Raw genomic sequence first — 25,953 nt, forward strand, 5'->3', positions numbered from 1 at the left:
TCGATCGTGAAGTAGGGGATGAACCCAGATTATCGCGACGTGGAGAGCGGGAGCGCGCGTGTGTCGTGGATGCGCGGAGCATCCGACGAACGAGGAGGCGCGGGGGGAGTCAGTCCTTGCGGTAGCCCGAGCGGCCGAGGGAGAACAGCGCGGCGAAAGTGAACACCGCCGCGCAGACCGTCATCGCGCCGATCAGCCATGCGAGTGCGTGTGAGAGGAAGGCGCCGTCGAGCATGGGATTCTCCGTGATCTGGGTGGGATGATCGGTGGCTACAGCCTATCGGGTGATCGGGTACCATTGAGGATGTACCTCGGCGAGGGACGCTTCTGCGCGTGCGCAGGCGTCCGTTATCGACGCGGCGGAGCAGGCCCGGTGGCTTTCTCGCGCGTCTGCGTTCGAGATCATGACGAAGAGACCACCGCGTGGCGCACCGCTGCGTGTCCCGAAGGAGAACCACATGTCTGAAGACACCAAGGTCCAGGCCGAGCTGCGCAGCAACTTCGGCAAGGGCTTCGCCCGCCGCCTCCGCGCCGCCGGCAAGATCCCCGCCGTCATCTACGGCCACGGCACCGAGCCGGTGCACGTCGCACTGCCCGGCCACCAGGTCTCGCTCATCATCCGTCGCGCGAACGCCGTTCTCGAGCTCCAGATCGAGGGCAAGGGCGACCAGCTCACCCTGGTCAAGGACGTGCAGAAGGACCCGGTGCACCAGATCATCGAGCACATCGACCTGCTCGTGGTGAAGAAGGGCGAGAAGGTCACGATCGACATCCCCGTCGTTCTCGTGGGCGAGTCCGCTTCCGGAACCATCGCGAACCTCGACGCGACCACCCTGTCCATCGAGGCCGAGGCCACGCACATCCCGGAGAACCTCGAGGTGTCGATCGAGGGTCTCGAGGACGGCGCGCACATCACCGCCGCCGATGTCGTCCTGCCCAAGGGCTCGACGCTGCTCTCCGACCCCGAGGTGCTCGTCGTCGCGATCTCCGTCCCGTCCTCCGGCACCGCCGCGGACGATGAGGCGGACGCCGCCGCCGAGGCCGAGGCCGCCGCGGAGTAATCTCCGACCGATTCACCGCAGAGGGGGCGCGAGCAGATCGCGCCCCCTCTGTCGTATCCTGACCGAGTCCTGCGGACGCGCGGGCGAAAGGACGATGAGATGGCATCCACCTGGCTGGTGGTCGGACTCGGCAACCCGGGACCCCGGTACGAGACGACGAGGCACAACATCGGGCAGATGGTCGTCGACGAGCTCGCCTCCCGTCGGAACGAGAGCTTCCGCGAGCACAAGGGCGGAGCGCGGGTCGTGGAGACCTGGCTGCGGCCCGGCGGCGACAAGCTCGTGCTCGCGAAGCCGAACACCTTCATGAACGTGTCGGGCACACCGGTCGCGGCCCTCGCGCGCTTCTACTCGGTGCCGCCGGAGCAGATCATCGTCGTGCACGACGAGCTCGACATCCCCTTCGACACCGTGAAGCTGAAGACCGGTGGAGGCCACGGAGGGCACAACGGAGTCCGCGACATCGCGCGCGCCATCACCACACCCGACTTCCCGCGCGTGCGCGTGGGCATCGGACGGCCGGTCGGACGACAGGATCCCGCGGACTGGGTGCTGTCTCCGTTCGGCAAGGACGAGCGTGCGAACCTGCCCATCCTCGTCTCGGACGCGGCGGATGCCGTCGAGCTCCTCGTCGCAGAAGGACTGCTCGCGGCGCAGCAGAAGCACCACGCGCCGCGCTGATCCTGTCGGGGCTCAGGAGCCGCCGAGGCCCGTCGCGGTGCCGATCGAGACCGAGAACAGCAGGATCACCCAGAAGCCTCCGGCGCCGATCACGGCGAGGATCAGGCCGGCGATGCCGAGGCCACGCCGCTTCTTCTTGGCGATCGCGATGATGCCGACGACGATCGCAGCGATGCCGAGCACCGTGCCGACCCAGAACGAGATCTCCGTCCAGAGCACCTGGTCCCGCGCGGGGGACAGCAGCGAGAGGAACTCGGGATCGCTCGCGTCGAACCCCGACGAGGGGAGGTGGCGGCCGATCTCGAAGCCGGAGACTCCGGCGATGATCGGGATCACGATCGCGGCCACCACGGCGAAGATGAGCGAGAGGGTGCCGAGCAGGCCCGAGGGCTTCGCGGATGCCGCCTCCGGTGCGGCGTAGGCTCCTGCGGGGGCCGCATAGCCGCCCACCGGGACCTGATACGCACCGGGAGGAGCCTGGTACGCGGGGCCGGGAGCGGGAACGCCGGGCGCCGCCGGGTATGTCGGGGGCTGCGCCGGGAACGCCGGGGGCTGCGCCGTGAAAGCCGGCGGCTGCGCCGGGTATGCCGGAGGCTGCGCCGGGTACGCGGGCGGCTCTGCCGGGAAGGCGGGCGAAGGCTGCGCGACAGGGGGAGCGACCGGAGGAACCGGCGGCATCTGCGGTGACGTCGTATCCGCACCCTGCGGGGCAGGGGGCACGGGAGGAAGGGCGCCGGAGGGCGGGGGCAGCTGCGGATCAGTCACGCCCCCATCCTAGGGCCGCCGCGATCAGATGCGCCGCAGCAGCCCGACGCGATCATAGACGTCGCCCAGGGTGGCGTCGGCGACGGCATCCGCGCGCTGCGCATTGGCCGCGAGGATCCTGTCGAGCTCGGCGGGGTCGTCCAGCAGCTCGAGCGCGCGGGTGCGGACGGGCTCGAACTCGTTCACGACGACCTCGGCCAGACCCTTCTTGAAGTCGCCGTAGCCACGGCCCGCGTACTCGTCTTCGATCGAGGCGACCTGACGACCGGTGAGGGCCGCATAGATCGTCAGCAGGTTCGATACCCCGGGCTTGGTCTCGCGGTCGAAGCGCACCGAGCCCTCGGTGTCGGTCACCGCGCGCATGATCTTCTTCGCCGACTTGGCGGGGTCGTCCAGCATCCACAGGACGCCGGCATCGCTCTCGGCCGACTTCGACATCTTCGAGGTCGGGTTCTGCAGATCGTAGATGCGCGCCGTGTCCTTCTGGATCACGGGGCGCGGTACGACGAACGTCTCGCCGAAGCGCGAGTTGAAGCGCTCGGCGAGGTCACGGGTGAGCTCGACGTGCTGCTTCTGGTCGTCTCCCACAGGCACCACGTCGGTCTGATACAGCAGGATGTCCGCGGCCATCAGGACCGGATACGTGAACAGCCCAACGCTCGTCGCGTCGGCTCCGTAACGCGCCGACTTGTCCTTGAACTGCGTCATGCGCCCGGCCTCGCCGAAGCCCGTGATCGTGGAGAGGATCCAGGCGAGCTCGGCGTGCGCCCGCACGTGCGACTGCACGTAGAGAGTGGACTGCGAGGGCTCGATGCCGGCTGCGATGTACTGCGCCGCGGTGCGGCGCGTCTTCTCGCGGAGCTCGGCCGGGTCCTGCGCGACGGTGAGCGCGTGCAGATCGACGACGGAGAAGTACGCGTCGTAGGAGGTCTGCAGCTCTCGCCACTGCAGGAGCGCGCCGATGTAGTTGCCGATCTGGAGGGAGTCGGCGGAGGGCTGCATTCCGGAGTACAGGCGAGGTTTGTTCACCCGTCAATCCTATGCGCCGTGCGACGAGGCGCCGCGTTCCGCATCCTCTACCCTGTGGCTATGGGAGAACGACGCAGGAGGGAACGAGCGCTGTACGTCGAGATCCTCATCGATGCGCCGATCGAGCGCGTCTGGGAGTTGACGCAGACCCCGGAGCACCACGTGCGCTGGGACGGCCGCTTCACGACGATCCGGCCTACGCGTGTCCGTGACGACGGCGCGCAGGAGTTCGCGTACGAGCTCGACCTCGGCATCCACACCATCCGCGGCACCGGCGTCTCGCGAGGGGACAGGCGCGGTCGCGCGGGGGAGCGCACCTCCGCCCTCCTCTTCGACACCGCCGACCGGCTCTCGCCGCTCGGCGCCGGCCGCGGGTACTGGCGGTACGTCCCCACCGACGACGGTGTCCGCTTCATCACCGGATACGACTACGCGCCGGGGTGGGGACTGCTCGGACGCCTCCTCGACCCGCTCGTCACGCGCCCTTTCGTGTGGTGGCTCACCGCATGGAGCTTCGACAGGCTGCGGGTCTGGGCGGAGCAGGACGTGCCGCCGGAGGCCACCGGGTTCTGGCGTTCCGTCACGCCCGGTCGGCGACAGCGCGCCCACGCGAGGAGGTGCCTGTCACGTCCCGTCGCCGCAGGAGGCACGATCGTGCAGCAGGCGCCGGATTCGCTGTCGGAGCTGCACGCATGAGCGCCGACGGGATCTTCGCCAGGGCGCTCGGCGCCGATTTCGCGCGCCTGCATCCGGAGATGCAGCGCCGCTTCGGCGTGGGGGTCGCCGCAGGCTATGGCTGCGTCGGACGGGGCGTGATGAACGAGGTGCGCCGAGGCCCGTGGTGGACACTGCCGTTCCTCGCCATCGGCACGCTGCGCAACATCCTGTTCCCCGACCGAGGGACCGACATCCCCTTCCAGATCGACAACCATGCGTACGTCGACAGCCTGGGGCGCGAGACCGTCACGTTCGTGCGGACCATGGAGATCAGGCCGGGTCTCCGACGCCGTTTCGATGCCACGATGATCTACAGCGACAGCAGGGGCCGGATCGTCGACTACCTGGGTACGCACCAGCACCTGGCCGTCGACCTCGACCTCGCCGTCACCGACGACGGCGGGCTGCGGCTCACCTCGGGCTCCCAGCGTTTCTACGAGGGGCCGATCGCGTTCCGCTTCCCGATGCTGTTCAGCGGACGGGCCCACCTCACCGAGCGCTTCGATGACGAGCGGGGATGCTACGTCATCGATCTGGAGGTGCGCAACGACGTGCTGGGCTTCCTCTTCGGGTACCGGGGCACGTTCACCTGCGATTTCGTCGACGGACAGGGCATGCCGGAGACGGTGAAGCCGTACCGCGAGGAACGGCGAGAGTGATCATGTCCGGCGATCGGGAAAGCGTTCCGGTCAGGAACGGAGAGGCGTTCCTGCGGGCATTGGGCGCCGACGCCGCGCTGCTGCACCCCGAGATCGCCGCCCAGATGCGCACACCAGCGTCGCACGCCCGGGGCGAGGGCGTGTTCGCGCGCGCCGGGAGCCGATACCGTCTGCTCAACGCCCTCGCGATGCCTTTGCTGGGGAGGGATGCCGTCGTGACGCGCATCGCCTCGGACGTGCCGTTCTCGGTGCTCACCGAGTCGACCGTGACGACGGTGGCGGTCGGAGACGCTGTGATCGAGAGGGTGACGCTCCACACCACGCGGGAGTTCCGCTTCCCGAGCGGTGCGCAGCGCGTCTCCGATGTGATGACCACCAGCGTGCACCCCGGACTCGTGCGCACGCTGCTCGGCGAGCGCGGACGCGTCGAGCTCATCGAGGAGTGCGCGGTCGGAGACGGCGGGACCCTGCGCATGCGAACCCGCCGCGCGGCACTGCGTCTCGGCGGCCGCCGGATCGCCCTCCGCGGCATCCTCGCCGTGCACGTGGACGTCGAAGACGGATGGGACGACGACAACGCCCGACGCACGATCGCCGTCACCGTGCGGAATCCGCTCGCAGGAACCCTGCTCGAGTACCGGGGCTGGTATCGGTACTCGAGCGTCGAGGATCAGTAGCTGTAGTCGACGACAACCGGCGCGTGGTCGCTCCAGCGCTGGTCGTAGGCCGCGGCGCGCGCGACGTGATAGGCCGTGACGCGCTCGGCGAGGGCCGGAGTCGCGAGGTGGTAGTCGATCCGCCAGCCGGAGTCGTTGTCGAAGGCCTGGCCGCGCATGGACCACCAGGTGTACGGGCCGTCGACCTCACCGTGGAACCGGCGCCCCACGTCGACCCAGCCGAGACCGGTGCCCACGGAGCCGTCGACCCCTTCGACATCCGCACCGGCTTCGCCGAGGAAGCGGTCGAAGTAGGCGCGCTCACGGGGGAGGAAGCCCGCCTTCTTGCGGTTGCCGCGCCAGTTCTTGATGTCGAGCTCGCGGTGCCCGACGTTGAGGTCGCCGGTGACGAGCGCGAGCGCATCATCCTTCCCGAGCTCGGCGAGACGGGTCGAGAACGCGTCGAGGAACTTCCACTTCTCGTCCTGCTTCGGGGTGTCGGCCTCGCCCGTGTGGACGTACGCGCTCACCACGGTGAGCGGACGCCCGCCGATCTCGAAGTCGGCCTCGATCCAGCGGCCCTTCGAATCGAAGTCCTGGTCGCCGAAGTCGGTGCGCGAGGCGATCGCGGGGGTGCGGCTGGCGATGGCGACTCCCGCGCGACCCTTGGCGCTCGCCTCGTCGTGCACGAAGGTCCAACCGGGGAGGGCCGCTTCCAGGTGCTCGTCCTGCCCGCGGACCTCCTGCAGCGTCAGGATGTCGACGTCTGCGGTGTCGAGCCATCCGCTCATCCCGTTGCGAGCCGCTGCGCGGATCCCGTTGACATTGACCGTGGCGATGCGCAGATGAGACATGGACACAAGCCTATGGGGCGCCGCCGACATTCCGGGGGGACCTGGGCCGGTTCAGCTCGCTCAGGAGGCGCTGTGCGATCGGCGTGCTGGGCTCGGCGGGCGGGGGAGCGGCGGCCTCGAGAGCCTCGAGGTCGGCCTCGGCGGCGCGCAGGTCGCGCCCCGCCGCCCAGGCGCGGTGCCACGGAGCGGCGTCGAGCGCGGCCGTGGCCTCACGGACGCGGATCCGCGCCGCGGTCAGCAGCGCCTGGTACTCCGCCAGCCGCCTCTCCGCCTCGGTCTGCTGCAACAGCGGGACGTCACGGTCGGACGCCGCCACCGCGATCCAGGAGGAGGCCACCAGCATCACGACGCCGTTGATGCGGAACCAGAGCAGGAGGCCGATGAAGATCGCGAACGTCGCCAGCAGCGGATTCGAGGGCGTGTAGCTCAGCAGGAAGCCGGCCCCGAACTGGAGGATCGTCATCGCGCCGCCGCCGAGAAGAGCACCGGGCCAGATGATGCGCCAGTGCAGCGACGTTCCGGTGAGGAAGCGGACCATGGCGGCCAGAGCCGACGACAGCAGCACGAACGAGATGAGGACGGTGCCGATGTGGATGCTGAGGTTCAGTCCGCCGGAGCCCGTGTCCCAGCCCAGCAGGTCGAGGAGCCAGCTCAGGATCCCCGCGCTCGCCGAGCTGAGCAGCGAGCCGGCGATCAGCGCGACGCCGAAGATCAGCGCGGCCAGCAGGTCTCTCGCCTTCAGCAGCACGTAGCTGCGGCGGTCCGGCGGCAGGCCGAAGATGTCCCTCGTCGCGCGTCGGGAGAAGGTGACCCACCCGATCGCCGTCCAGATCACGGTGCCGAGGGCGATCAGACCGGTGACGCTGAGGACCCCTGTCGTGTTCGCAGCGATCTCCTGCACCTGATCGGGAGTGATGAGGCCACCATGAGGGACGATCAGGTTGGGGATATAGCTGTTGATGACCCCGATCATCCCCTCGACCGCCTCCGTGCTCCCGCCCAGCCACAGGCCGGCGATCGCGAACGCGAGGTAGATCGCTGCGAAGATCGCGAACAGCGCCTGATAGCTCACGCCTGCGGCGAGGAGGAACCCGTTGTGCTGCAGGAAGTGGCGCCAGACGCGCACGGGGAAGAGGCCGAGCGTGCGCCGGGTCAGCGCCGTGGCGCGTTCGACGGCCACATCGAGGCGACCGGCTTCGGGCGCGGCGCCACCGGAATCAGACACGCCTCCACCCTATCCAAGGGCGGAGGCGTGTCGAACAGCGCGAGAGAGGTCAGGGACGACCGCGGAGAACCGCCTGCTTGACCTCGGCGATGGCCTTGGTCACCTCGATGCCGCGGGGGCAGGCCTCGGAGCAGTTGAAGGTCGTGCGGCAGCGCCACACGCCCTCCTTGTCGTTGAGGATGTCGAGGCGCACGGCGGCGTTGTCGTCGCGCGAGTCGAAGATGAAGCGGTGCGCGTTGACGATCGCGGCCGGGCCGAAGTACTGCCCGTCGGTCCAGAACACGGGGCACGACGAGGTGCACGCGGCGCACAGGATGCACTTGGTGGTGTCGTCGAAGATCTCGCGGTCGGCGATGGTCTGGATGCGCTCCTTGCCCTTCTCGGGCACGGAGCTCGCCACCAGGAACGGCTGCACCTCGCGGTAGGAGGCGAAGAACGGCTCCATGTCGACGACGAGGTCCTTCTCCAGCGGCAGACCCTTGATCGCCTCGACGTAGATCGGCTTCGAGATGTCGAGGTCCTTGATCAGCGTCTTGCAGGCGAGGCGGTTGCGGCCGTTGATGCGCATCGCATCGGAGCCGCAGATGCCGTGGGCGCACGAGCGGCGGAAGGTCAGCGAGCCGTCGACCTCCCACTTGATCTTGTGCAGCGCGTCGAGCACGCGGTCGGTGGAGTAGAGCTCCACGTCGTAGTCGACCCAGTGCGGCTCCGCGTCGACCTCGGGGTCGAAACGGCGGATGTTGAAGGTGACGATGAAGGACTGGATGACCTCGGATGCCGAGTCTGCTGCCGGTGCTTCTGCGACTGCGTTCGCCATGCTCAGTACTTCCTCTCCATCGGCGGGTAGTTCAACTCGCCCTGTTCGTTCTTCGTGAACACGACGGGCTTCCAGTCCAGCCGGATGTGGTCGCTCGGGTCGGCGGAGTGCGCGTCTCCCGTGAGGTACGCCATCGTGTGCTGCATGTACTTCTCGTCGTCGCGCTTCGGGAAGTCGTCGCGCATGTGGCCGCCGCGGCTCTCCTCGCGGTTCTGCGCCGCGTAGACGACGACCTCGGCGATGTCGAGCAGGAAGCCCAGCTCGACGGCCTCGAGCAGATCGGTGTTGAATCGGTGGCCCTTGTCGTCGACGTGGACGTTCTTGTACCGCTCGCGCAGGTCGGCGATGACGCCGAGCACGTGCTGCAGGGACTCGTGGGTGCGGAACACCTGAGCGCCCTTGTCCATCTCGTCCTGCAGCGTCTTGCGCAGCACGGCGATGCGCTCGGTGCCCTGGTTGTTCCGCAGTCCCTCGAGCATGTCGGAGACGAATGCCGCCGGGTTCTCGGGCAGCGGGACGAACTCCGCGGTCTTGACGTACTCGACCGCGTTGCGGCCGCTGCGCTTGCCGAACACGTTGATGTCCAGCAGCGAGTTGGTGCCGAGACGGTTGGCTCCGTGCACCGAGACGCACGCGCACTCGCCGGCGGCGTAGAGACCGGGGACGACCGTGTCGTTGTCCGCCAGCACCTCTCCGTTGTTGTTCGTGGGGATGCCGCCCATCGCGTAGTGCGCTGTCGGCATCACGGGGACCGGCTCGACGACCGGGTCGACGCCCAGGTACGTGCGGGCGAACTCGGTGATGTCTGGGAGCTTGGTCTCCAGGACCTCCGCGCCGAGGTGCGTGCAGTCGAGCAGCACGTAGTCCTTGTGGGGCCCGGCGCCGCGGCCGTCGAGGACCTCCTGCACCATGCAGCGGGCGACGATGTCACGCGGAGCGAGGTCCTTGATGGTCGGGGCGTAGCGCTCCATGAAGCGCTCGCCCGAGGCGTTGCGCAGGATCGCGCCCTCGCCGCGGGCGCCCTCGGTGAGGAGGATGCCGAGGCCGGCGAGGCCGGTGGGGTGGAACTGGAAGAACTCCAGGTCCTCGAGGGGGAGGCCCTTGCGCCACACGATGCCGACGCCGTCTCCCGTGAGGGTGTGCGCGTTCGAGGTGGTCTTGAAGATCTTGCCGAAGCCGCCGGTCGCGAAGATCACGGCCTTGGCCTGGAAGACGTGCAGCTCGCCCGTGGCGAGGTCGTAGGCGACGACGCCAGAGACCTGGGTCTTGCCGTCGGCATCCTTCACCGTCAGCAGGTCGAGCACGTAGAACTCGTTGAAGAAGTTGATGCCGAGCTTGACGCAGTTCTGGAACAGCGTCTGCAGGATCATGTGCCCCGTGCGGTCCGCGGCGTAGCAGGCGCGGCGGACAGGGGTCTTGCCGTGCTCGGCGGTGTGACCGCCGAAGCGGCGCTGGTCGATCTTGCCCTCGGGGGTGCGGTTGAAGGGCAGGCCCATGTTCTCGAGGTCGATGACCGCGTCGATCGCCTCCTTGGCGAGGATCTCCGCCGCGTCCTGGTCGACGAGGTAGTCGCCGCCCTTGACCGTGTCGAAGGTGTGCCACTCCCAGCTGTCCTCCTCGACGTTCGCGAGGGCGGCGGCCATGCCACCCTGCGCTGCTCCCGTGTGGGAGCGCGTCGGGTAGAGCTTGGAGATCACCGCGGTCCTGGCCCCGGGACCCGCCTCGATGGCGGCGCGCATGCCGGCGCCGCCGGCGCCCACGATGACGATGTCGAACTGGTGGTAGTGCACGCCGTCGCGGACGACGGACTCCTGCGCCTCAGTAGTCACTTTTTCGTATGCCTTCTCTATCAGTTAGCCACGGCCTGGCAGGTGTCCCACAGGGTGCTCGACTCGGTCACTCCGAGGCACGGGTCGAACGTGAAGACCACGAGCGTGCCGAGGAGGATGAGGAGGCCGGCTGCGAGGCCCAGTGCCCAGATGAGCACCTTGCGTGCCGTGTTGTTCGTGACGTAGTCGTTGACGATGGTGCGCATGCCGTTGGCGCCGTGGATGAGCGCGAGCCACAGCATCAGCACGTCCCACCACTGCCAGAACGGCGTGGCGAACTTGCCGGCGATGAATGCGAAGTCGAGGGCGTGGATGCCCTCGCCGACCATCAGGTTGATGAAGAGGTGGCCGAAGATCAGCACCACGAGCACGATGCCGGAGCCGCGCATGAAGAGCCAGCCCCACTTCTCGAGGTTGAATCCGCGCTGACGGCGGATCGGGGCCGCGACGGTCTGAGCGGTCATCAGTGTCCTCCTCCGAAGCCGGCGAACGCGAGCGCGAGGTGGCGCGGCACGAAGCCGGCCATCAGCACGGCCCAGACGCCGATGACGACCCAGAACAGCTGACGCTGGTACTTGGCGCCCTTCGACCAGAAGTCGACCGCGATGATGCGCAGGCCGTTCATCGCGTGGAACACGATGCCGGCGACCAGTACGACCTCGCCCAGCGCCATGATCGGGTTCTTGTAGGTGCCGATCACCGCGTTGTACGCCTCCGGCGACACCCTGATGAGCGCTGTGTCGAGCACATGCACCAACAGGAAGAAGAAGATGGCGACTCCGGTGATGCGATGAAGCACCCACGACCACATGCCTTCGCGGCCCCGATAGAGGGTGCCGCGCGGGGTCTTTGACGTGGTTTCCGAAATCGACGGTGTCAAGCGAGCGCTTGTGGACACGGTCGTCCTCCCTGGATCGAAGTGACTCGGTCGCGTGCAGTGCGTGGTCCAAGTGTGAGCCTGTCATCACATCAGGCACGGCCGATCGGTGTCCATCCTATTCCTGTCAGATCGCTGAGAGCGACGAAGGGCAACCTAAGTGTCTCGATGTCGAGAGGATTTCCGCATGGTGTCGAGAGCCTGTGCGCATGATGGGCGGCGGGTACTCTGGCCAGGTGACCCAACCGATCAAGGACTTCTACGCGGTGATCCCTGCTGGCGGCATCGGGAGCAGGCTCTGGCCGCTGTCGCGGGCGGACGCCCCCAAGTTCCTGCACGACCTCACCGGCTCTGGTCATTCGCTGCTGCGTGACACGTGGGACAGGCTGGAGCCGCTCGCCGGGCACGACAGGATCGCCGTGGTCACCGGCCGCGCGCATCGCGCCGCGGTGGAGGAGCAGCTCCCCGACATCCCCGATCTCAACGTCTTCCTCGAGTCGGAGCCGCGCGAGTCGGCGGCGGCGATCGGCCTGGCCGCCGCGATCCTGCACCGCCGCGACCCCGACGTGATCATCGGCTCGTTCAGCGCCGACCACGTGATCCGCGGCACCCGCGTATTCGAGTTCGCCGTGCGGGATGCCGTCGAGGTCGCGCGCGAGGGGTACATCTGCACGATCGGCATCACGCCGACCGAGCCCGCCATCGGCTTCGGCTACATCAAGCAGGGGGAGGAGCTCGTCGTCGACGGCGCCCGCGAGGCCTCTCTCGTGGAGAGCTTCGTCGAGAAGCCCGACCTGGAGACCGCCAAGGCGTACATCGCCGACCGCAGCTATCTCTGGAACGCGGGCATGTTCATCGCCAAGGCGAGCGTGCTGCTCGACGAGCTGGCGATCAACGAGCCGGAGCTGCACGCGGGGCTCATCGAGCTCGCCGAGGCGTGGGACGACCGGGACCGTCGCGGCCCCGCCGTCGACCGCATCTGGCCCCGCCTGAAGAAGATCGCCATCGACTACGCCGTCGCGGAGCCCGCGGCCCAGCGCGGCCGCCTCGCCGTGGTGCCCGGCCACTTCGACTGGGACGACGTGGGCGACTTCGCCTCTCTCACCAAGCTCATCACCAACGGCCGCAAGAACGACCTCGCCGTGCTCGGCCCCAAGGCCAGGGTGCTGTCGGATGCGGCGAGCGGCATCCTCGTGAGTCAGACGAGCCGCGTGATCAGCCTGGTCGGGGTGAAGGACATCGTGGTGGTGGACACCCCGGACGCCCTGCTGGTGACCACCGTCGAGCATGCGCAGCGCGTCAAGGGCGTCGTCGAGTCGCTGAAGCTGACGGGGCGAGGCGACGTGCTCTGATGAGCACGCTTGCATGCTCATCTGCTGGATTGATTTCAGCTTTGTAACCATTCGCCAGCAGGTGCGGGCCGGATATGCCCAAACGTCGAAACAGTAGGTAACTTTGAGCGATCCGCGATGGCCGCGGGTTCGCTGAGGGAGGCATGAGTTGACCATCTCCACCACCAAGAAGCTGCTGAGCGCAGCCGTCGCCGCGGGCGTCATCTTCGCCCTCGCCGGCTGTGGCCAGGCTCCGACCGACAAGCCGGGCGGCTCTGACAAGCCCGCTGCATCCGACTTCACTCCGTGCATCGTCTCCGACGCCGGAGGCTTCGACGACAAGTCGTTCAACCAGCTCTCCTTCGAGGGCGCGAACAAGGCCGCCGAAGAGCTGGGCGTGACGCTCAAGAAGGCCGAGTCGAACGCCGAGACCGAGTACGGCCCCAACATCGACAACATGGTCTCCGAGGGTTGCAACACGATCGTCACCGTCGGCTTCGCGCTCTCGCAGGCGACCGTCGACGCGGCGACCGCCAACCCCGACACCGACTTCATCCTCATCGACGACGCGGGCGGCGACAGCAAGCCCGACAACGTCAAGCCGCTGCTCTACAACACGGCCGAGGCCGCGTTCCTCGCTGGCTACCTCTCCGCCGGCTACAGCAAGACCGGCAAGGTCGGAACGTACGGCGGCATGGAGTTCCCGACCGTCACGATCTTCATGGACGGCTTCAAGCAGGGCGTCGACTACTACAACACCGAGAACAGCACGGCCGTCGAGGTCATCGGCTGGGACGGCAAGACCGGCTCCTTCACGGGTGGCTTCGAGGCCAACCAGGACGCGAAGACCACCGCGACGAACATCATCGACCAGGGTGTCGACGTGCTCTTCCCGGTCGGCGGTCCGATCTACCAGTCCGGCCTCCAGGCCATCAAGGACTCGGGCAAGGACATCGCGCTGATCGGCGCCGACGCCGACCTCTTCAACACCGACCCGACCACGGCCGACTTCGTGCTCACCTCGGTGCTCAAGGCCATGGACGTCTCGACCTACGAGGCCGTCAAGTCCAGCGCAGAGGGCAAGTTCTCCGGTGAGCCGTACATCGGCACCCTCGAGAACGAGGGCGTGGGCATCGCCCCGCTGCACAACTTCGAGAGCAAGGTCGACGCCGAGCTCGTGAAGAAGGTCGACACGATCAAGGCGGACATCATCTCCGGCAAGATCAAGGTCACCTCGTACCTCAGCGAGTAACAACCACCACAGCATCGGGGAGGCCGGCCCAGTCGGCCTCCCCGATGTCGTCTGCCCGGGCGATCTCTGGGCAGCACGGCGATGTCATGAATAGGATCGGACACATGAAGCTCGAGCTGCGCGGCATAACGAAGAGGTTCGGCGCACTGACGGCCAACGACCACATCGACCTGGTCGTCCAGCCCGGAGAGATCCACTGCCTTCTCGGCGAGAACGGCGCAGGAAAATCGACCCTGATGAACGTCCTCTACGGCCTCTACCAGGCCGACGAGGGCGAGATCCTCATCGACGACGTCGTGCAGCACTTCTCCGGCCCCGGCGACGCGATGAACGCGGGCATCGGCATGGTGCACCAGCACTTCATGCTCGTCCCCGTCTTCACCGTGGCGGAGAACGTGATGCTGGGCCACGAGAAGACCACCTTCGGCGGTCGCCTCGACCTCGCCGCCGCCCGCCGCCAGGTCAAGGAGATCTCCGACCGCTTCGGGTTCGACGTCGATCCGGACGCCGTCGTCGAGGACCTCCCCGTCGGCGTGCAGCAGCGGGTCGAGATCATCAAGGCGCTGTCGCGCGAGGCCAGCATCCTGGTCTTCGACGAGCCGACCGCCGTGCTCACCCCGCAGGAGACCGACGAGCTCATGGCGACGATGCGCCAGCTCAAGGAGCAGGGCACCGCCATCGTCTTCATCACCCACAAGCTCCGTGAGGTCCGCGAGGTCGCCGACCGCATCACGGTGATCCGTCTCGGCAAGGTCGTCGGAGAGGCCTCCCCGACCGCGTCGAACACCGAGCTCGCCTCCCTCATGGTCGGCCGTGCGGTCGAGCTCACCGTCCACAAGGACGCCCCGAACCTCCGCACCAACTCCCTGGTGGTCGAGAACCTCACCGTGACGGACGTCACCGGAGCGGTCCTCGTCGACGAGGCCTCCTTCGAGGTCCGCGGCGGCGAGGTCCTCGCCATCGCCGGCGTGCAGGGCAACGGCCAGACCGAGCTCACCGAGGCGCTGATGGGCCTGCAGGACAGGGTCCGCGGCAGCATCCGCCTGAACGGCGAGGAGCTGGTCGGCCGCACCGTCAAGCAGATCCTCGACGTCGGCGTCGGCTTCGTCCCCGAGGACCGCGGCGTCGACGGTCTCGTGAAGGAGTTCTCGATCGCCGAGAACCTCATGCTCGACCGCTCCAACGGCGCCCCGTTCGTGAAAAACGGCGCCCTCCAGCTGCGCGTGCGCGATGACTTCGCCCGCGAGAAGATCGCCGAGTTCGACATCAGGACCCAGGGGCCGACGCAGGCCGCAGGGCGTCTCTCGGGCGGCAACCAGCAGAAGGTCGTGCTCGCCCGCGAGCTGAGCCGCGACCTGTCGCTCTTCGTGGCAGCGCAGCCGACCCGCGGCGTCGACGTCGGCTCGATCGAGTTCATCCACAAGCGCGTGATCGAGACGCGCGACTCCGGCGTCCCCGTGATCGTGATCTCCACCGAGCTCGACGAGGTCACCGCCCTCGCCGATCGGATCCTGGTGATGTACCGCGGCAAGATCGTCGGCATCGTCCCGGGAGACACCCCGCGCGACACCCTCGGTCTGATGATGGCAGGCGCCGCGAACGAAGGAGCCCAGGCATGACCTCCGCCCAGACCCAGCCCGACGCGGCCACGACCGCGCCGGAGGCTCCGGCGCCCTCGAAGTGGCGCGCCGCTCTCACCGAGATCGTCAGCGGCAACGCCCTCGTCTCGGTCCTCGCCGTGCTCGCGGCCATCATCGTCGGCTCGCTCATGATCGCGCTGACGGACCCCGAGGTCCAGGCGGCGTCGAGCTACTTCTTCGCGGCGCCCATGGACACGCTGAACGCGATCGGCAGCGCCGTCGGAGGCGCGTACGCCGCTCTCTTCCGCGGATCGATCTACAACTTCAACGCCGACTCCTTCCTCATCGGCATCCGTCCGCTGACGGAGACGCTGAAGTTCGCCACGCCGCTGATCGCGGCCGGCCTCGGCGTCGGACTCGCGTTCCGCGCCGGCCTCTTCAACATCGGCGGCCAGGGGCAGATGCTGATGGCGGCTGCCGCTGCCGGATACGTCGCCACCGCATGGGACCTCCCGTTCCCGCTGCACATGATCGCCGCGCTCATCGCCGGCATCGTCGCCGGTGCGATCTGGGCCGGCATCGCCGGTCTCCTCAAGGCTCGCACCGGTGCGCACGAGGTGATCGTGACGATCATGCTCAACCACATCGCGTTCTACCTCCTGGCCTGGATGCTGGCGACGCAGGGACTGCTGCAGGCGCCGGGCTCGAACAACCCGAAGACCGCGCCCATGGCGGAGAACGCGATCTTCCCGCTCATCCTCGGCCCGATGTACAAGCTGCACCTCGGCTTCCTCCTCGCCCTCGTCGCGGTGGCCATCACGTGGTGGCTGCTGGAGCGCTCGAGCCTCGGCTTCCGCTTCCGCGCCGTGGGGGAGAACCCCGCAGCCGCCCGCACCGCCGGCATCTCGGTGGGGCGCATGTACTTCACGGTCATGCTCATCGCCGGAGCCCTCGTCGGCCTCGCCGGCGTCAGCCAGGTGCTCGGCACCGAGCCGAAGGGCTTCAGCGGCGGCATCGACGCGGGCATCGGCTTCGATGCGATCACGGTCGCCCTGCTCGGGCGCTCGCGCCCGCTCGGCATCCTGGGCGCAGGACTCCTGTTCGGCGCCTTCAAGACCGGTGGATTCACGATGCAGGCGTCCCAGGGGGTGCCGATCGAGATCGTCCTCGTCGTGCAGTCCCTGATCGTGCTGTTCATCGCGGCGCCGCCGCTCGTGCGGGCCATGTTCGGTCTCCCGCAGCCCGGTCGCGCGAGCCGCCGACAGCGTCGCGCCGCGAAGAAGGAGGTGTCGGCATGAGCGTGCAGACTCTCGATGCAGAGCCCCGTACCGTCGCGGTCGTCTCCTGGAAGACACCGATCATCTTCAGCGTGGTCACCGTGTTGTTCGCGCTGCTTCCGCTGCTCGTGTCCCGTCCGGGCGACTCGACGTTCAAGCTCACCGCTGGTTCCGAGCTGATCGCGATCCCGAACCTCGTCGTGCCCGGTACCGCGACCGCGTGGATCGCCGTGATCATCGCGGCCGCGATCTCCGCTGCGGCGTGGTTCCTGGCGTCGAAGCGACGCGCCATCCCGCTGTGGCTCACCGCCGTCTTCGCGATCGCGCTGATCTTCGGCTTCCTGTCATGGGCCGCCGCAGGCAGCTCGGGCACGCTGCCGATGATCGGTCTGCTCGGCGGTGCACTGGCACTCGCCACTCCGCTGATCTTCGGTGCCCTGGGCGGCGTGATCGGCGAGCGGGCCGGCGTGGTGAACATCGCCATCGAGGCCCAGCTGCTGGCCGGCGCCTTCACGGCGGCGATCGTCGGGTCGGCCACCGGCTCCCCGTGGGCTGGGCTCATCGCCGCGATGGCGGCGGGCGTGCTCGTCGCGCTGATCCTCGGCGTCTTCGCCATCACCTACTACGTCGACCAGGTCATCGTCGGCGTCGTGCTGAACGTGCTGGTCATCGGCGTCACGACCTTCCTGTTCCGGCAGGTGCTCGCGCCCAACCAGGCGACCCTGAACACGGTCACCCCGTTCGAGGTGCTGCCGATCCCGCTCCTCAGCGAGATCCCGATCCTCGGGCCGATCCTGTTCCGACAGACGATCGTCGTGTACCTCATGTACATCGTCGTGTTCGTCGTGTGGTTCGGCATGTACCGCACCAGGTGGGGTCTGCGCATGCGCGCCGTCGGCGAGCACCCGCAGGCCGCCGACACCGTGGGCATCAACGTCGCCCGCACGCGCTACATGAACGTGCTGATCGCCGGCGCCATCGCCGGCATGGGCGGCGCGTTCTACACGCTCGTCTCCGTGCCGCGGTTCAACCCCGAGATGACCGCTGGTGCGGGCTTCATCGCCCTCGCCGCCGTGATCTTCGGAAAGTGGGACCCGATCAAGGCCACGCTGGCGGCGCTGCTGTTCGGCTTCGCGACGAACCTGCAGGGCGTGCTGAGCGTCATCGGCTCCCCGGTGCCCAGCCAGTTCATGCTGATGCTGCCGTACGTCGTCACGATCTTCGCCGTGGCAGGCCTCGTCGGACGCTCCCGTCCGCCGGCGGCCGACGGCGATCCGTACATCAAGTCCTAGGAGAGACATGACCGACATCGACTGGGACGACCTGAGACAGGTCGCGACCGATGCCATGACGAAGGCGTACGCGCCGTACTCGCGCTACCGGGTCGGCGCCGCCGCACTGGTCAGCGACGGCCGGGTCGTCGCCGGATGCAACGTCGAGAACGCCTCCTACGGAGTGACGCTGTGCGCGGAGTGCGCGCTGGTCGGCGATCTGCACATGTCGGGCGGCGGCAAGCTCGTCGCCTTCGTGTGCGTCAACAACGACGGCGAGACGATCATGCCGTGCGGCCGCTGCCGCCAGCTGCTGTTCGAGCACGCCATGCCCGGGATGCTCCTGGAGACCGTCTCCGGCATCCGCACCATCGATGAAGTACTGCCGGATGCGTTCGGCCCCCGAGACCTTGAGGACGTTCGCTGATGTCTGTTGAGCCCTTCGACGCCGTCGACGTGATCCGCGCGAAGCGCGACGGCGGGATGGTCCCCGAGCCGGCGCTGCGCTGGATGGTCGACGCCTACACCCGCGGCTACGTGTCCGACGCGCAGATGGCGTCGTTCGCGATGGCCGTGTTCCAGCGCGGCATGGAGCGCGACGAGATCCGGGTGCTGACCGACGCGATGATCGCCACGGGGGAGCGCATGAGCTTCGCGAGCCTGGGCAAGAAGACCGTCGACAAGCACTCCACCGGCGGCGTCGGCGACAAGATCACCCTTCCGCTCGCCCCGCTCGTCGCCGTGTTCGGCGTCGCGGTGCCACAGCTCTCCGGACGCGGTCTCGGCCACACGGGTGGCACGCTCGACAAGCTCGAGTCGATCCCCGGCTGGCGCGCGGCGCTCAGCAACGAGGAGATGTTCGCGCAGATGCAGAGCGACGTCGGCGCCGTGATCTGCGCGGCGGGCTCCGGCCTCGCCCCCGCCGACAAGAAGCTCTACGCCCTGCGCGACGTCACCGGCACGGTCGAGGCGATCCCGCTGATCGCGTCGAGCATCATGTCGAAGAAGATCGCCGAGGGCACCGATGCTCTGGTGCTGGACGTGAAGTTCGGCTCCGGCGCGTTCATGCAGGACATCGACCGCGCCCGCGAGCTGGCCCGCACGATGGTCGCGCTGGGCACCGACTCCGGCGTGGCGACCACGGCGCTGCTGACCGACATGAACGTGCCGCTCGGACTCGCGATCGGCAACGCCAACGAGGTGCGCGAATCGGTCGAGGTGCTCGCCGGCGGCGGCCCATCCGACGTGCGTGAGCTCACCCTCGCCCTGGCCAAGGAGATGCTCGCCCTCGCCGGACAGCCGGATGCCGATGTGGAGAAGGCGCTCGACGACGGACGTGCGATGGACAGCTGGAAGGCGATGATCCGCGCCCAGGACGGCGACCCGGATGCCGCGCTGCCGACCGCTCGCGAGACGCACGTCGTCACGGCGGACGCCGACGGCGTCGTGTCGCGCATGGATGCGCTCCCGTTCGGGATCGCCGCGTGGCGTCTCGGCGCCGGCCGTGCCAGGGCCGAGGACCCCGTGGTCTTCGAGGCGGGCATCGATCTGCACGCCAAGCCCGGCGACCGTGTCGTGGCGGGGCAGCCGCTGTTCACGCTGTCCGCGGCCGACGAGGCGCGGTTCCCCCGCGCGCTCGAGGCTCTCGCGGGCTCGTGGGAGATCGGCGACGAGGCTCCGGCCTCCGGCCCGATCGTGCGCGAGCGCATCACGGCCTGAGCGCCGACCGCTAGCCTGTACAGAGCGAACCTGCGACCGAGAGGAACTTCCATGTCGATCGACGCGAACGGCGACGTCTCCATTCAGGGAGCGTCACTGCGCAGCCTGCCGAAGGTGTCGCTGCACGACCACCTCGACGGCGCTCTGCGCCCGGCCACCATCATCGAGCTCGCGGATGCCATCGGGCTCGAGGTGCCGGAGAGCAGCCCCGTCGAACTCGGGAAGTGGTTCGCGACGAAGAGCGACTCCGGGTCGCTCGTCGAGTACCTGAAGACCTTCGACCTCACGACCGCCGTCATGCAGACGCAGGAGGGCCTGACCAGGGTCGCCCGGGAGTTCGTGCAGGACCTGGCGGCCGACGGCGTCATCTACGGCGAGGTCCGCTGGGCGCCGGAGCAGCATCTCGCGCGCGGCCTCACGCTGGAGCAGACCGTCGAGGCCGTGCAGCAGGGCATCGAGGAGGGCGAGGACGCCGTCGACCGCGCGGGTCGCAGCATCCGCGTCGGCCAGCTGATCACCGCGATGCGGCACACCGACCGTGCGCGTGAGATCGCGGAGCTCGCGGTGGACTTCCGCGGTCGCGGAGCCGTGGGCTTCGACATCGCCGGTCCGGAGGACGGCTTCCCGCCGTCCAACCACCGTGCGGCGTTCGACTACCTCGCCGAGAACTTCTTCCCGGTCACCGTGCATGCCGGAGAGGCGGCCGGTCTCGCATCGATCCGCTCTGCACTGCTCGACGGCCGCGCGCTGCGCCTCGGTCACGGCGTGCGCATCGCCGAGGACCTCGAGGTGATCACGGAGGAGGGCGACGAGGTGCAGGTGCAGTTCGGCGACCTCGCCCGCTGGGTGCGCGATCGCGAGATCCCGCTCGAGCTCTCGCCCTCGTCGAACCTGCAGACCGGCGCGATCGAGAAGTGGGGCAGGACGCTCGCCGACCACCCCTTCGACCTGCTCTACCAGCTCGGCTTCGCCGTGACGGTGAACGTCGACAACCGCACCATGAGCGCCACCTCGCTCACCCGCGAGCTGGCCCTGCTCGTCGAGGCCTTCGAGTACGACCTCGACGACCTGGAGACCTTCCAGTTCAACGCCGCTGCTGCGGCCTTCCTCCCGGTCGAGGAGCGGGAAGAGCTCGTCGAGATGATCGCCGAAGGCTTCGACATCTAGATCACGATGGCCGGGGGGAAGCGCAAGCGCAAGGTCATTGCATTCATCATCACCGCGGTGGTGCTCCTGGGAGGGGGAGCGGCCGGGGCCTACGCCTGGATTGCTGGACGCGCTCCCGAGGAGCCCGTCCCGCGCGCGGAGGCGGGGATGATCGAGCATCCGCTCACCCCTGCCCAGCAGCTGGTCGCCGATGCCGACGATCCGCAGGCGTGCGCGGTGACGTTCTCGGGAGAGGGCGCTCCCGCCGATCCCCTGCTGCAGTCGCAGGCGGGGCTGTATCAGAACCTCCCGATCCCGGCGATCGAGGGGAAGGTATTCGCGGGCTGGTATCCCACGGCGGCAGCAGCGGCGGCGTTCGACCCGGCGGCCCGTGTGAACGGCGCCGATCCCGTGGTGTGCACCGACCAGCAGGTCGAGCTTTTCGCCTCGTGGAAGACGCCGGAGGAGAACGTCGCGGAGAACGCGAAGATCCCGATCCTCATGTACCACCAGTTCACGGCGAACCCCGAGGGGGAGAAGGGCTGGCTGCGCGGCAACTACGCGTACATCGGCGACTTCGACGCGCAGATGAACCACATCGCGACGACCGGCTTCTACCTCCCCACCTGGGACGAGCTCAGCGCCTTCATCGACGGGAAGCTCTATCTGCCTGCGCGCTCCGTGATCATCACCGACGACGACGCCGACCAGACCTGGTTCGATCTCGCCGTCCCGGTGATCGACAGGTACAAGCTGCTGTCGACGTCGTTCATGATCACGGCCGCTCGACAGGATCCTGCGCCGTCGATCTACGTGCAGCGGCGCTCGCACACCCACGACATGCACCAGGCCGGCGACAACGGCAAGGGCCGCATGGTCAACTGGACGGCGGATCAGATCGCCGCCGATCTCAACACCTCGGGGGACATCCTCGGTGTGCGCCAGGTGATCGCCTATCCGTACGGACACTACAACGACACGGCGAAGCAGGGCGTGACGCAGGCGGGCTACGAGATGGCACGCACCATCGAGCCGGGACTCGTGGGGATCGGCACCGACAAGCTCGCGCTGCCGGTGGTGCGGATCGACTACGGGATGACGGTGGACTCGCTGATCAAGCGCATCGGCTGAGTGCGCCCGCTGCGGCAGGATGGGGGCATGCCCTCCGCCTCCGTCGTGATCGCCGGTCCTGCCTCCTGGAACTCGATCGTGGTGCTCGACAGGCTCCCCGAACCGGTGCCGCACATGCAGTTCGCCGAGGCGGGCTGGGACACCGTCGGCGGCACCAGCGCGGGGAAGGCGCTGAGTCTCACCGGGCTCGGTCGCTCCGTGCTGCTCTACGCGCAGTCGGGGGCTGACGAGCACGGAGACCGTGTGCGCGCCGCACTGAGCGCTGCCGGAGTGCCGGTGCGCTGGGGTATCGGTACGACCGAACGCCACATCAACCTGATGACCCGAGCGGGCGCGCGGGTCTCGCTGTACCTCTCGACCCCCGCCGCCACCGCGGGCGACGATGACGACGAGCTGCGCGCCGCGATGGCCGCAGCCGATGCGATCGTGCTCGATCTCGCCGCCGAGCCGCTGCGGATGCTGCCCCTCGCCCGAGAGAGCGGACGACCGCTCTGGGTCGACGTGCACGACTACGACGGCGAGGCGGAGTTCCACCTGCCCTTCCTGGAGGCGGCGGATGTCGTCTTCTGCAATGCCGACAGGCTCGCCGATCCTGTCGCCTTCCTGCGCTCGTGCATCGATCGTGGCGCCGGACTCGCGGTGTGCACCCTCGGCTCCGACGGTGCGGTCGGGGTGGATGCCGATGGCGTCGAGCACCGTGTGGCGGCGGAGCCCGTTGACGTGGTCGACACGAACGGCGCGGGCGACGCGTTCCTCGCGGGCGTCCTCGACGCGCGGCTGTCGGGCGCTGCGGTTCCGGAGGCGCTGGCAGCCGGGGCGCGGTCGGCGGCGACGGTGCTCGGCACGAGACACCTGCATCCGCTCCTCGACGCCGTGCTCGGCTGATCCGCTCGTCAGCGGCGAGCGACCCCCGGATGCGTCGCGAGGTACTCCTCGAAAGCCTCGGCCGACGTGCGTGAAGGAGCGAACCCGAAGACATCCTTCAGCCGTGCGTTGGCCAGCACCGGACGGTAGCGGAGGAACGGCACCTTCTCCGGGCCGTGCTCGGTGAGCCGCAGCGTCCTTCCGATCCGCAGGCCGGCCGACAACGCCCAGGCGGGCAGCACGAGCGGGGGTTTGCCGAGTCGTGCGGCGATCTCGGGCACCGTCATCCGTCCGTCGCCGGCGACGTTGAAGATCCCCGCAGGGCCGTCCGTCGCCGCGCGCACCATCGCTGCGGCCACGTCGTCGACCCAGACGAACACGAAAGGGGAGTCGGAGCCGGCGATGCGCAGGAGGCGCCGGCCGTCCCAGAGCGCGGTGATCTGGTTGCGCACGGTCGGACCGAGGATGGTGCCGATGCGGAACACCACCTGCTCCAGCTCAGGGTGCGTGTCTCGGTAGGAGGCGAGCATCTCCTCGACCAGGCGCTTGTGCCGCGAGTACGGGAAGGCGTCGTTGCCCCGCAGCGGCTGGTCCTCGTCGATCCAGTCCGGGTTATCAGGGTGGTAGCCGTAGGCCGCCCCGGAGCTGGACACGACGATCCGGCGCACACCGGTCTCGACGCAGGCCGCGAGCACCTGGGCGGAGCCGGTCACGTCGACGCGGTACTCGAGCTCGACGTCGCGTCCGGGGTTGACGATGGCGGCGAGGTGCACCACCGTGTCGATCCGGTGCGCCCGCAGCACGGGTGCGATCGCGTCGGCATCCGTGACGTCCAGCACTTCGTCGACGATGCCGTCGCGCGGAGTTCCCGCGCGGACGTCGGCGGAGACGACGAGCTCGACGTCCTCGCGAACGGCGAGAGCCGCGGCCACGTGCGACCCGAGGAACCCGCCGCCCCCGGTGATGAGCACGCGGCTCATGACGCCGCCTTCAGCGTCGCGTCTCCGGTGGCGGAGCCGGTCCGATGCTTCGTGTGCCGCGCCCAGAGACCGGCGACCACGAGGCCGGCGATGATGTCCCAGATGCCCCACCAGCCCGCGACGATCGCCATGCCGCCGAGACCGTCGAAGAACAGGAACACGAGGCCGAGACCGAGACCGGCGTTGCGGATGCCGACCTCGAAGGTCATGGCCTTGCGCTCCCGGGTGCCGAGCCCGCCGACCACGGCCGTGCCGTAGCCGAGCGCCAGCGCCACCGCGTCGTGCACCGTGACGACGAGCAGGATGATCCCGAGCACCTGCACGAAGACGGCCCAGTTGCCCACGAGCGCCACGAGGATGAAGCCGAGCAGGGCGAGCAGGCTGAACCACTTCACGAAGGGCTGCACCCGTCGGGTGAGTGCGGGGAGCTTCGCGCGGATCAGGAGCCCGACCGCGAACGGCAGACCGACGATCAGCAGGATCTCGACGAGCATCCGCCACGGGTCGAGTTCGACGGAGCGGAGCAGCGTGCGGGCCGTCGGGTGCAGAGACCCCCAGAACGTGATGCTGAGGGGCATGGCGACGATGTAGACGAGGTTGCCCACGGCGGTGAGCGAGACCGACAGCGCGACGTTGCCCCCGGAGCGGTGCGTGAGGACCTGAGAGATGTTGCCCGGTGGGCAGCAGGCGACGAGCAGCATCCCCAGCGCCATCGACGGCGCCACGGGAAGCACGAGGGTGAGCAGGAAGGTCGCGATGGGAAGCAGGAGCAGCTGCGCGAGGATCGCGATGACGAACGGCTTCGGATGCTTGGCGACGACCCGGAAGTCCTCGGGGGAGGTGTCCAGCGCGATGCCCAGCATGATGAGGCCCAGGACGATGTTGAGGATGGTGAGGGACCCGGGGGAGAACGTCAGCACGACGTCGTCGACGTTCACGCTCCGGCCTCCAGCGCGTCCTTCTCGTGGCGGACGGCTCCGCGATAGGCGTCCTTGTTGACGTAATACGCCATGCGGTCCAGGCCCAGGTAGTGGTACCCGCCGGTGAGGTCCGGCCACGGCGAGCCCGTCACGCGGTCGCGGAACCGCGCGGCGCGCGCGGGGTCGGTCTCGACGGCATCCAGGTAGGCGGCGAGCAGATCGGCCTGTTCGTAGCGCCCCTGCCAGCCGATGCCCGACGCCTCGATCATGCCCATCACGTAGAGGCCGTTGAACGAGGCGGGGAACAGGTTCAGGAACAGACGCGGCGAGGCGCCGCGCCAGTGCAGGTGCGTCTTGTCGACGAACGGGTAGTCGAGCGTGTAGCCGGTCGCCAGCATCACCAGGTCGTACTCTCCGGTGCTCCCGTCGCGGAAGCGCACGACCGGGCCGTCGAACCTCTCGATGTCGGCACGGACACGCAGATCGCCCTGCCCCAGGTGGTTGAGGATCAGCGTGTTCACGATCGGGTGCGACTCGTAGATGCGGTAGTCGGGCTTCGGGAATCCGAACCGGACGGGGTCTCCCGTGAACGCCCTCAGCACGCGGGTGTCGACAGCCTGCTTGATGCGCGCGGGGAGGGGGCGCCCCTGGTTCAGTGTGTCGCTGGGCCTGCCGAACAGGTAGCGCGGGACGAAGTAGTAGCCGCGGCGGACGCTCATGTCGACGGATGCCGCGTGGTGCACGGCATCCACGGCGATGTCGCAGCCGGAGTTGCCCGCCCCGATCAGCAGCACGCGCTTGCCGGCGAGCTGCGCCGCGCTCTTGTACGCGCTCGTATGCAGGATCTCCCCGGTGAACTCGCCGGGGAAGACTGGCACGTTCGGCTCGGCGAGGGTGCCGTTCGCGAGGACGACGCCCGCGTACCAGCGGGTGCTCGTCCCGTCGGGACCGGTGGCGGTGAGATCCCAGCCGCCGTCACGCGGCTCGAGACGCGTGACCGTGGTCTCGAAGCGGAAGAGACCGGTGAGCCCGAAGTGCTCGGCGTACTCGCGGAAGTACTCGAGCAGCACCCGGTGGCCCGGGTAGTCGACGTCCGAGCGCATCGGGAACTCGGCGAACTCGGTCGTCGTCCGGGAGGAGATGAGGTGCGCCGACTCGTACATGGTGCTGCGCGGGTTCGAGATGTCCCAGAGGCCGCCGACCCCGTGCGAGGCCTCGTAGCCGTCGACCGGGATTCCACGGCTGGTCAGGGCTCTGGCGGCGGCGAGGCCGGAGGGCCCCGCGCCGATGACGGCGTACGTGTTCATGAGTC

Annotated in this window: 27 protein-coding genes; 15 read left to right on the plus strand and 12 right to left on the minus strand. The window is 68.5% G+C overall.

Annotated features, from left to right (window positions below):
* Nucleotides 1-109 precede the first annotated feature (109 nt).
* The gene (locus tag MRBLWH10_RS03775) at nt 110-235 is read right to left on the minus strand and encodes a hypothetical protein (protein ID WP_341941679.1); all 126 of its coding nucleotides are present in this window, start codon (nt 233-235) and stop codon (nt 110-112) included.
* 223 nt (nt 236-458) lie between these two features.
* Between MRBLWH10_RS03775 and MRBLWH10_RS03780 the strand changes: the two genes are divergently transcribed.
* Both MRBLWH10_RS03780 and pth read left to right on the plus strand, forming a co-directional pair.
* A complete protein-coding gene (locus tag MRBLWH10_RS03780; RefSeq protein ID WP_105672234.1) occupies nt 459-1,061 on the plus strand; it encodes a 50S ribosomal protein L25/general stress protein Ctc in 603 nt (200 codons plus the stop codon).
* Nucleotides 1,062-1,160: 99 nt separating this feature from the next.
* A complete protein-coding gene (gene pth, locus MRBLWH10_RS03785) occupies nt 1,161-1,742 on the plus strand; it encodes an aminoacyl-tRNA hydrolase (protein ID WP_105672233.1) in 582 nt (193 codons plus the stop codon).
* 12 nt (nt 1,743-1,754) lie between these two features.
* Here the strand turns inward: pth and MRBLWH10_RS03790 are convergent, their stop codons facing one another.
* Nucleotides 1,755-2,507, minus strand: coding sequence for a hypothetical protein (locus tag MRBLWH10_RS03790; RefSeq protein ID WP_341941680.1), 753 nt, complete (start codon nt 2,505-2,507; stop codon nt 1,755-1,757).
* Between the two features lie 24 nt (nt 2,508-2,531).
* Entirely contained in the window at nt 2,532-3,536 is a 1,005-nt protein-coding gene (gene trpS / locus MRBLWH10_RS03795; RefSeq protein WP_341941681.1) for a tryptophan--tRNA ligase, read from the minus strand.
* Between the two features lie 60 nt (nt 3,537-3,596).
* Between trpS and MRBLWH10_RS03800 the strand changes: the two genes are divergently transcribed.
* From MRBLWH10_RS03800 to MRBLWH10_RS03810, 3 genes are read left to right on the plus strand one after another with little or no spacing between them, the layout of a single operon-like run.
* The gene (locus MRBLWH10_RS03800; protein ID WP_341941682.1) at nt 3,597-4,232 is read left to right on the plus strand and encodes an SRPBCC family protein; all 636 of its coding nucleotides are present in this window, start codon (nt 3,597-3,599) and stop codon (nt 4,230-4,232) included.
* The gene (locus MRBLWH10_RS03805; RefSeq protein ID WP_341941683.1) at nt 4,229-4,912 is read left to right on the plus strand and encodes a DUF4166 domain-containing protein; all 684 of its coding nucleotides are present in this window, start codon (nt 4,229-4,231) and stop codon (nt 4,910-4,912) included. Before MRBLWH10_RS03800 ends, MRBLWH10_RS03805 begins: the two co-directional genes overlap by 4 nt.
* A 2-nt stretch (nt 4,913-4,914) precedes the next feature.
* The gene (locus tag MRBLWH10_RS03810; RefSeq protein ID WP_341942558.1) at nt 4,915-5,589 is read left to right on the plus strand and encodes a DUF4166 domain-containing protein; all 675 of its coding nucleotides are present in this window, start codon (nt 4,915-4,917) and stop codon (nt 5,587-5,589) included.
* On the opposite strand, the gene MRBLWH10_RS03815 is transcribed toward MRBLWH10_RS03810, so the two are convergent.
* Genes MRBLWH10_RS03815 through sdhC form a run of 6 tightly spaced genes read right to left on the minus strand, consistent with a single transcriptional unit; the run spans nt 5,583 to nt 11,191 of the window.
* Complete coding sequence (locus MRBLWH10_RS03815; protein ID WP_341941684.1) at nt 5,583-6,422, minus strand: exodeoxyribonuclease III; 840 nt, start codon at nt 6,420-6,422, stop codon at nt 5,583-5,585. The two genes, MRBLWH10_RS03810 and MRBLWH10_RS03815, sit on opposite strands and share 7 nt — an antisense overlap.
* A 10-nt stretch (nt 6,423-6,432) precedes the next feature.
* Nucleotides 6,433-7,647: a YihY/virulence factor BrkB family protein gene (locus tag MRBLWH10_RS03820; protein ID WP_341941685.1), complete on the minus strand. Its 1,215-nt coding sequence runs from the start codon at nt 7,645-7,647 to the stop codon at nt 6,433-6,435.
* A gap of 49 nt (nt 7,648-7,696) precedes the next feature.
* Complete coding sequence (locus MRBLWH10_RS03825; RefSeq protein WP_105675371.1) at nt 7,697-8,464, minus strand: succinate dehydrogenase iron-sulfur subunit; 768 nt, start codon at nt 8,462-8,464, stop codon at nt 7,697-7,699.
* A 2-nt stretch (nt 8,465-8,466) separates the two neighbouring features.
* Nucleotides 8,467-10,293, minus strand: a complete 1,827-nt coding sequence (gene sdhA / locus MRBLWH10_RS03830; RefSeq protein ID WP_341941686.1) for a succinate dehydrogenase flavoprotein subunit — start codon at nt 10,291-10,293, stop codon at nt 8,467-8,469.
* A gap of 20 nt (nt 10,294-10,313) precedes the next feature.
* Nucleotides 10,314-10,757: a succinate dehydrogenase hydrophobic membrane anchor subunit gene (locus MRBLWH10_RS03835; protein WP_105675367.1), complete on the minus strand. Its 444-nt coding sequence runs from the start codon at nt 10,755-10,757 to the stop codon at nt 10,314-10,316.
* Nucleotides 10,757-11,191 carry a succinate dehydrogenase, cytochrome b556 subunit gene (gene sdhC / locus MRBLWH10_RS03840; RefSeq protein ID WP_105675364.1) on the minus strand — a complete coding sequence of 145 codons (435 nt, stop codon included), beginning with the start codon at nt 11,189-11,191 and terminating at the stop codon, nt 10,757-10,759. The genes MRBLWH10_RS03835 and sdhC overlap by 1 nt, the downstream gene beginning before the upstream one ends.
* Nucleotides 11,192-11,406: 215 nt before the next feature.
* Between sdhC and MRBLWH10_RS03845 the strand changes: the two genes are divergently transcribed.
* The 10 genes from MRBLWH10_RS03845 (at nt 11,407) to MRBLWH10_RS03890 (ending at nt 22,762) form a co-directional block, all read left to right on the plus strand.
* Nucleotides 11,407-12,522: a mannose-1-phosphate guanylyltransferase gene (locus tag MRBLWH10_RS03845; protein ID WP_105675399.1), complete on the plus strand. Its 1,116-nt coding sequence runs from the start codon at nt 11,407-11,409 to the stop codon at nt 12,520-12,522.
* A 148-nt stretch (nt 12,523-12,670) separates the two neighbouring features.
* On the plus strand, nt 12,671-13,753 hold the full coding sequence (locus MRBLWH10_RS03850; RefSeq protein ID WP_341941687.1) for a BMP family ABC transporter substrate-binding protein: 1,083 nt from the start codon (nt 12,671-12,673) through the stop codon (nt 13,751-13,753).
* Between the two features lie 104 nt (nt 13,754-13,857).
* Entirely contained in the window at nt 13,858-15,372 is a 1,515-nt protein-coding gene (locus MRBLWH10_RS03855) for an ABC transporter ATP-binding protein (RefSeq protein ID WP_341941688.1), read from the plus strand.
* Nucleotides 15,369-16,631, plus strand: a complete 1,263-nt coding sequence (locus tag MRBLWH10_RS03860; RefSeq protein WP_341941689.1) for an ABC transporter permease — start codon at nt 15,369-15,371, stop codon at nt 16,629-16,631. The genes MRBLWH10_RS03855 and MRBLWH10_RS03860 overlap by 4 nt, the downstream gene beginning before the upstream one ends.
* Nucleotides 16,628-17,902 carry an ABC transporter permease gene (locus MRBLWH10_RS03865; RefSeq protein ID WP_341941690.1) on the plus strand — a complete coding sequence of 425 codons (1,275 nt, stop codon included), beginning with the start codon at nt 16,628-16,630 and terminating at the stop codon, nt 17,900-17,902. Before MRBLWH10_RS03860 ends, MRBLWH10_RS03865 begins: the two co-directional genes overlap by 4 nt.
* A 7-nt stretch (nt 17,903-17,909) precedes the next feature.
* On the plus strand, nt 17,910-18,308 hold the full coding sequence (locus MRBLWH10_RS03870) for a cytidine deaminase (protein WP_341941691.1): 399 nt from the start codon (nt 17,910-17,912) through the stop codon (nt 18,306-18,308).
* Nucleotides 18,308-19,600: a thymidine phosphorylase gene (locus tag MRBLWH10_RS03875; RefSeq protein WP_341941692.1), complete on the plus strand. Its 1,293-nt coding sequence runs from the start codon at nt 18,308-18,310 to the stop codon at nt 19,598-19,600. The genes MRBLWH10_RS03870 and MRBLWH10_RS03875 overlap by 1 nt, the downstream gene beginning before the upstream one ends.
* A gap of 51 nt (nt 19,601-19,651) precedes the next feature.
* Nucleotides 19,652-20,767 (plus strand): adenosine deaminase, encoded by a 1,116-nt coding sequence (locus MRBLWH10_RS03880; protein ID WP_105675350.1) that lies wholly within the window; start codon nt 19,652-19,654, stop codon nt 20,765-20,767.
* Between the two features lie 6 nt (nt 20,768-20,773).
* Nucleotides 20,774-21,877: a polysaccharide deacetylase family protein gene (locus MRBLWH10_RS03885; protein WP_341941693.1), complete on the plus strand. Its 1,104-nt coding sequence runs from the start codon at nt 20,774-20,776 to the stop codon at nt 21,875-21,877.
* A 27-nt stretch (nt 21,878-21,904) separates the two neighbouring features.
* Complete coding sequence (locus MRBLWH10_RS03890) at nt 21,905-22,762, plus strand: carbohydrate kinase family protein (RefSeq protein WP_341941694.1); 858 nt, start codon at nt 21,905-21,907, stop codon at nt 22,760-22,762.
* A gap of 8 nt (nt 22,763-22,770) precedes the next feature.
* Here MRBLWH10_RS03890 and MRBLWH10_RS03895 read toward each other — a convergent pair whose 3' ends face one another.
* The 3 genes from MRBLWH10_RS03895 to MRBLWH10_RS03905 are packed head-to-tail and all read right to left on the minus strand — an operon-like array spanning nt 22,771 to nt 25,948.
* Nucleotides 22,771-23,721: an SDR family oxidoreductase gene (locus MRBLWH10_RS03895; protein ID WP_341941695.1), complete on the minus strand. Its 951-nt coding sequence runs from the start codon at nt 23,719-23,721 to the stop codon at nt 22,771-22,773.
* Entirely contained in the window at nt 23,718-24,659 is a 942-nt protein-coding gene (locus MRBLWH10_RS03900; RefSeq protein ID WP_341941696.1) for a bile acid:sodium symporter family protein, read from the minus strand. The genes MRBLWH10_RS03895 and MRBLWH10_RS03900 overlap by 4 nt, the downstream gene beginning before the upstream one ends.
* Nucleotides 24,656-25,948: an NAD(P)/FAD-dependent oxidoreductase gene (locus MRBLWH10_RS03905; RefSeq protein ID WP_341941697.1), complete on the minus strand. Its 1,293-nt coding sequence runs from the start codon at nt 25,946-25,948 to the stop codon at nt 24,656-24,658. Before MRBLWH10_RS03905 ends, MRBLWH10_RS03900 begins: the two co-directional genes overlap by 4 nt.
* Nucleotides 25,949-25,953 lie beyond the last annotated feature (5 nt).

The organism is Microbacterium sp. LWH10-1.2 (assembly GCF_038397765.1).
Taxonomy (GTDB): domain Bacteria; phylum Actinomycetota; class Actinomycetes; order Actinomycetales; family Microbacteriaceae; genus Microbacterium; species Microbacterium natoriense.

What these genes read in the sequence shown, in the direction of transcription:
- MRBLWH10_RS03775 (WP_341941679.1), bottom strand. Translation starts at nt 235, where the DNA reads ATGCTCGACGGCGCCTTCCTCTCACACGCACTCGCATGGCTGATCGGC.
- MRBLWH10_RS03780 (WP_105672234.1), top strand. Translation starts at nt 459, where the DNA reads ATGTCTGAAGACACCAAGGTCCAGGCCGAGCTGCGCAGCAACTTCGGC.
- pth (WP_105672233.1), top strand. Translation starts at nt 1,161, where the DNA reads ATGGCATCCACCTGGCTGGTGGTCGGACTCGGCAACCCGGGACCCCGG.
- MRBLWH10_RS03800 (WP_341941682.1), top strand. Translation starts at nt 3,597, where the DNA reads ATGGGAGAACGACGCAGGAGGGAACGAGCGCTGTACGTCGAGATCCTC.
- MRBLWH10_RS03805 (WP_341941683.1), top strand. Translation starts at nt 4,229, where the DNA reads ATGAGCGCCGACGGGATCTTCGCCAGGGCGCTCGGCGCCGATTTCGCG.
- MRBLWH10_RS03810 (WP_341942558.1), top strand. Translation starts at nt 4,915, where the DNA reads ATGTCCGGCGATCGGGAAAGCGTTCCGGTCAGGAACGGAGAGGCGTTC.
- MRBLWH10_RS03815 (WP_341941684.1), bottom strand. Translation starts at nt 6,422, where the DNA reads ATGTCTCATCTGCGCATCGCCACGGTCAATGTCAACGGGATCCGCGCA.
- MRBLWH10_RS03825 (WP_105675371.1), bottom strand. Translation starts at nt 8,464, where the DNA reads ATGGCGAACGCAGTCGCAGAAGCACCGGCAGCAGACTCGGCATCCGAG.
- MRBLWH10_RS03835 (WP_105675367.1), bottom strand. Translation starts at nt 10,757, where the DNA reads ATGACCGCTCAGACCGTCGCGGCCCCGATCCGCCGTCAGCGCGGATTC.
- MRBLWH10_RS03855 (WP_341941688.1), top strand. Translation starts at nt 13,858, where the DNA reads ATGAAGCTCGAGCTGCGCGGCATAACGAAGAGGTTCGGCGCACTGACG.
- MRBLWH10_RS03860 (WP_341941689.1), top strand. Translation starts at nt 15,369, where the DNA reads ATGACCTCCGCCCAGACCCAGCCCGACGCGGCCACGACCGCGCCGGAG.
- MRBLWH10_RS03865 (WP_341941690.1), top strand. Translation starts at nt 16,628, where the DNA reads ATGAGCGTGCAGACTCTCGATGCAGAGCCCCGTACCGTCGCGGTCGTC.
- MRBLWH10_RS03870 (WP_341941691.1), top strand. Translation starts at nt 17,910, where the DNA reads ATGACCGACATCGACTGGGACGACCTGAGACAGGTCGCGACCGATGCC.
- MRBLWH10_RS03875 (WP_341941692.1), top strand. Translation starts at nt 18,308, where the DNA reads ATGTCTGTTGAGCCCTTCGACGCCGTCGACGTGATCCGCGCGAAGCGC.
- MRBLWH10_RS03880 (WP_105675350.1), top strand. Translation starts at nt 19,652, where the DNA reads ATGTCGATCGACGCGAACGGCGACGTCTCCATTCAGGGAGCGTCACTG.
- MRBLWH10_RS03885 (WP_341941693.1), top strand. Translation starts at nt 20,774, where the DNA reads ATGGCCGGGGGGAAGCGCAAGCGCAAGGTCATTGCATTCATCATCACC.
- MRBLWH10_RS03890 (WP_341941694.1), top strand. Translation starts at nt 21,905, where the DNA reads ATGCCCTCCGCCTCCGTCGTGATCGCCGGTCCTGCCTCCTGGAACTCG.
- MRBLWH10_RS03895 (WP_341941695.1), bottom strand. Translation starts at nt 23,721, where the DNA reads ATGAGCCGCGTGCTCATCACCGGGGGCGGCGGGTTCCTCGGGTCGCAC.
- MRBLWH10_RS03905 (WP_341941697.1), bottom strand. Translation starts at nt 25,948, where the DNA reads ATGAACACGTACGCCGTCATCGGCGCGGGGCCCTCCGGCCTCGCCGCC.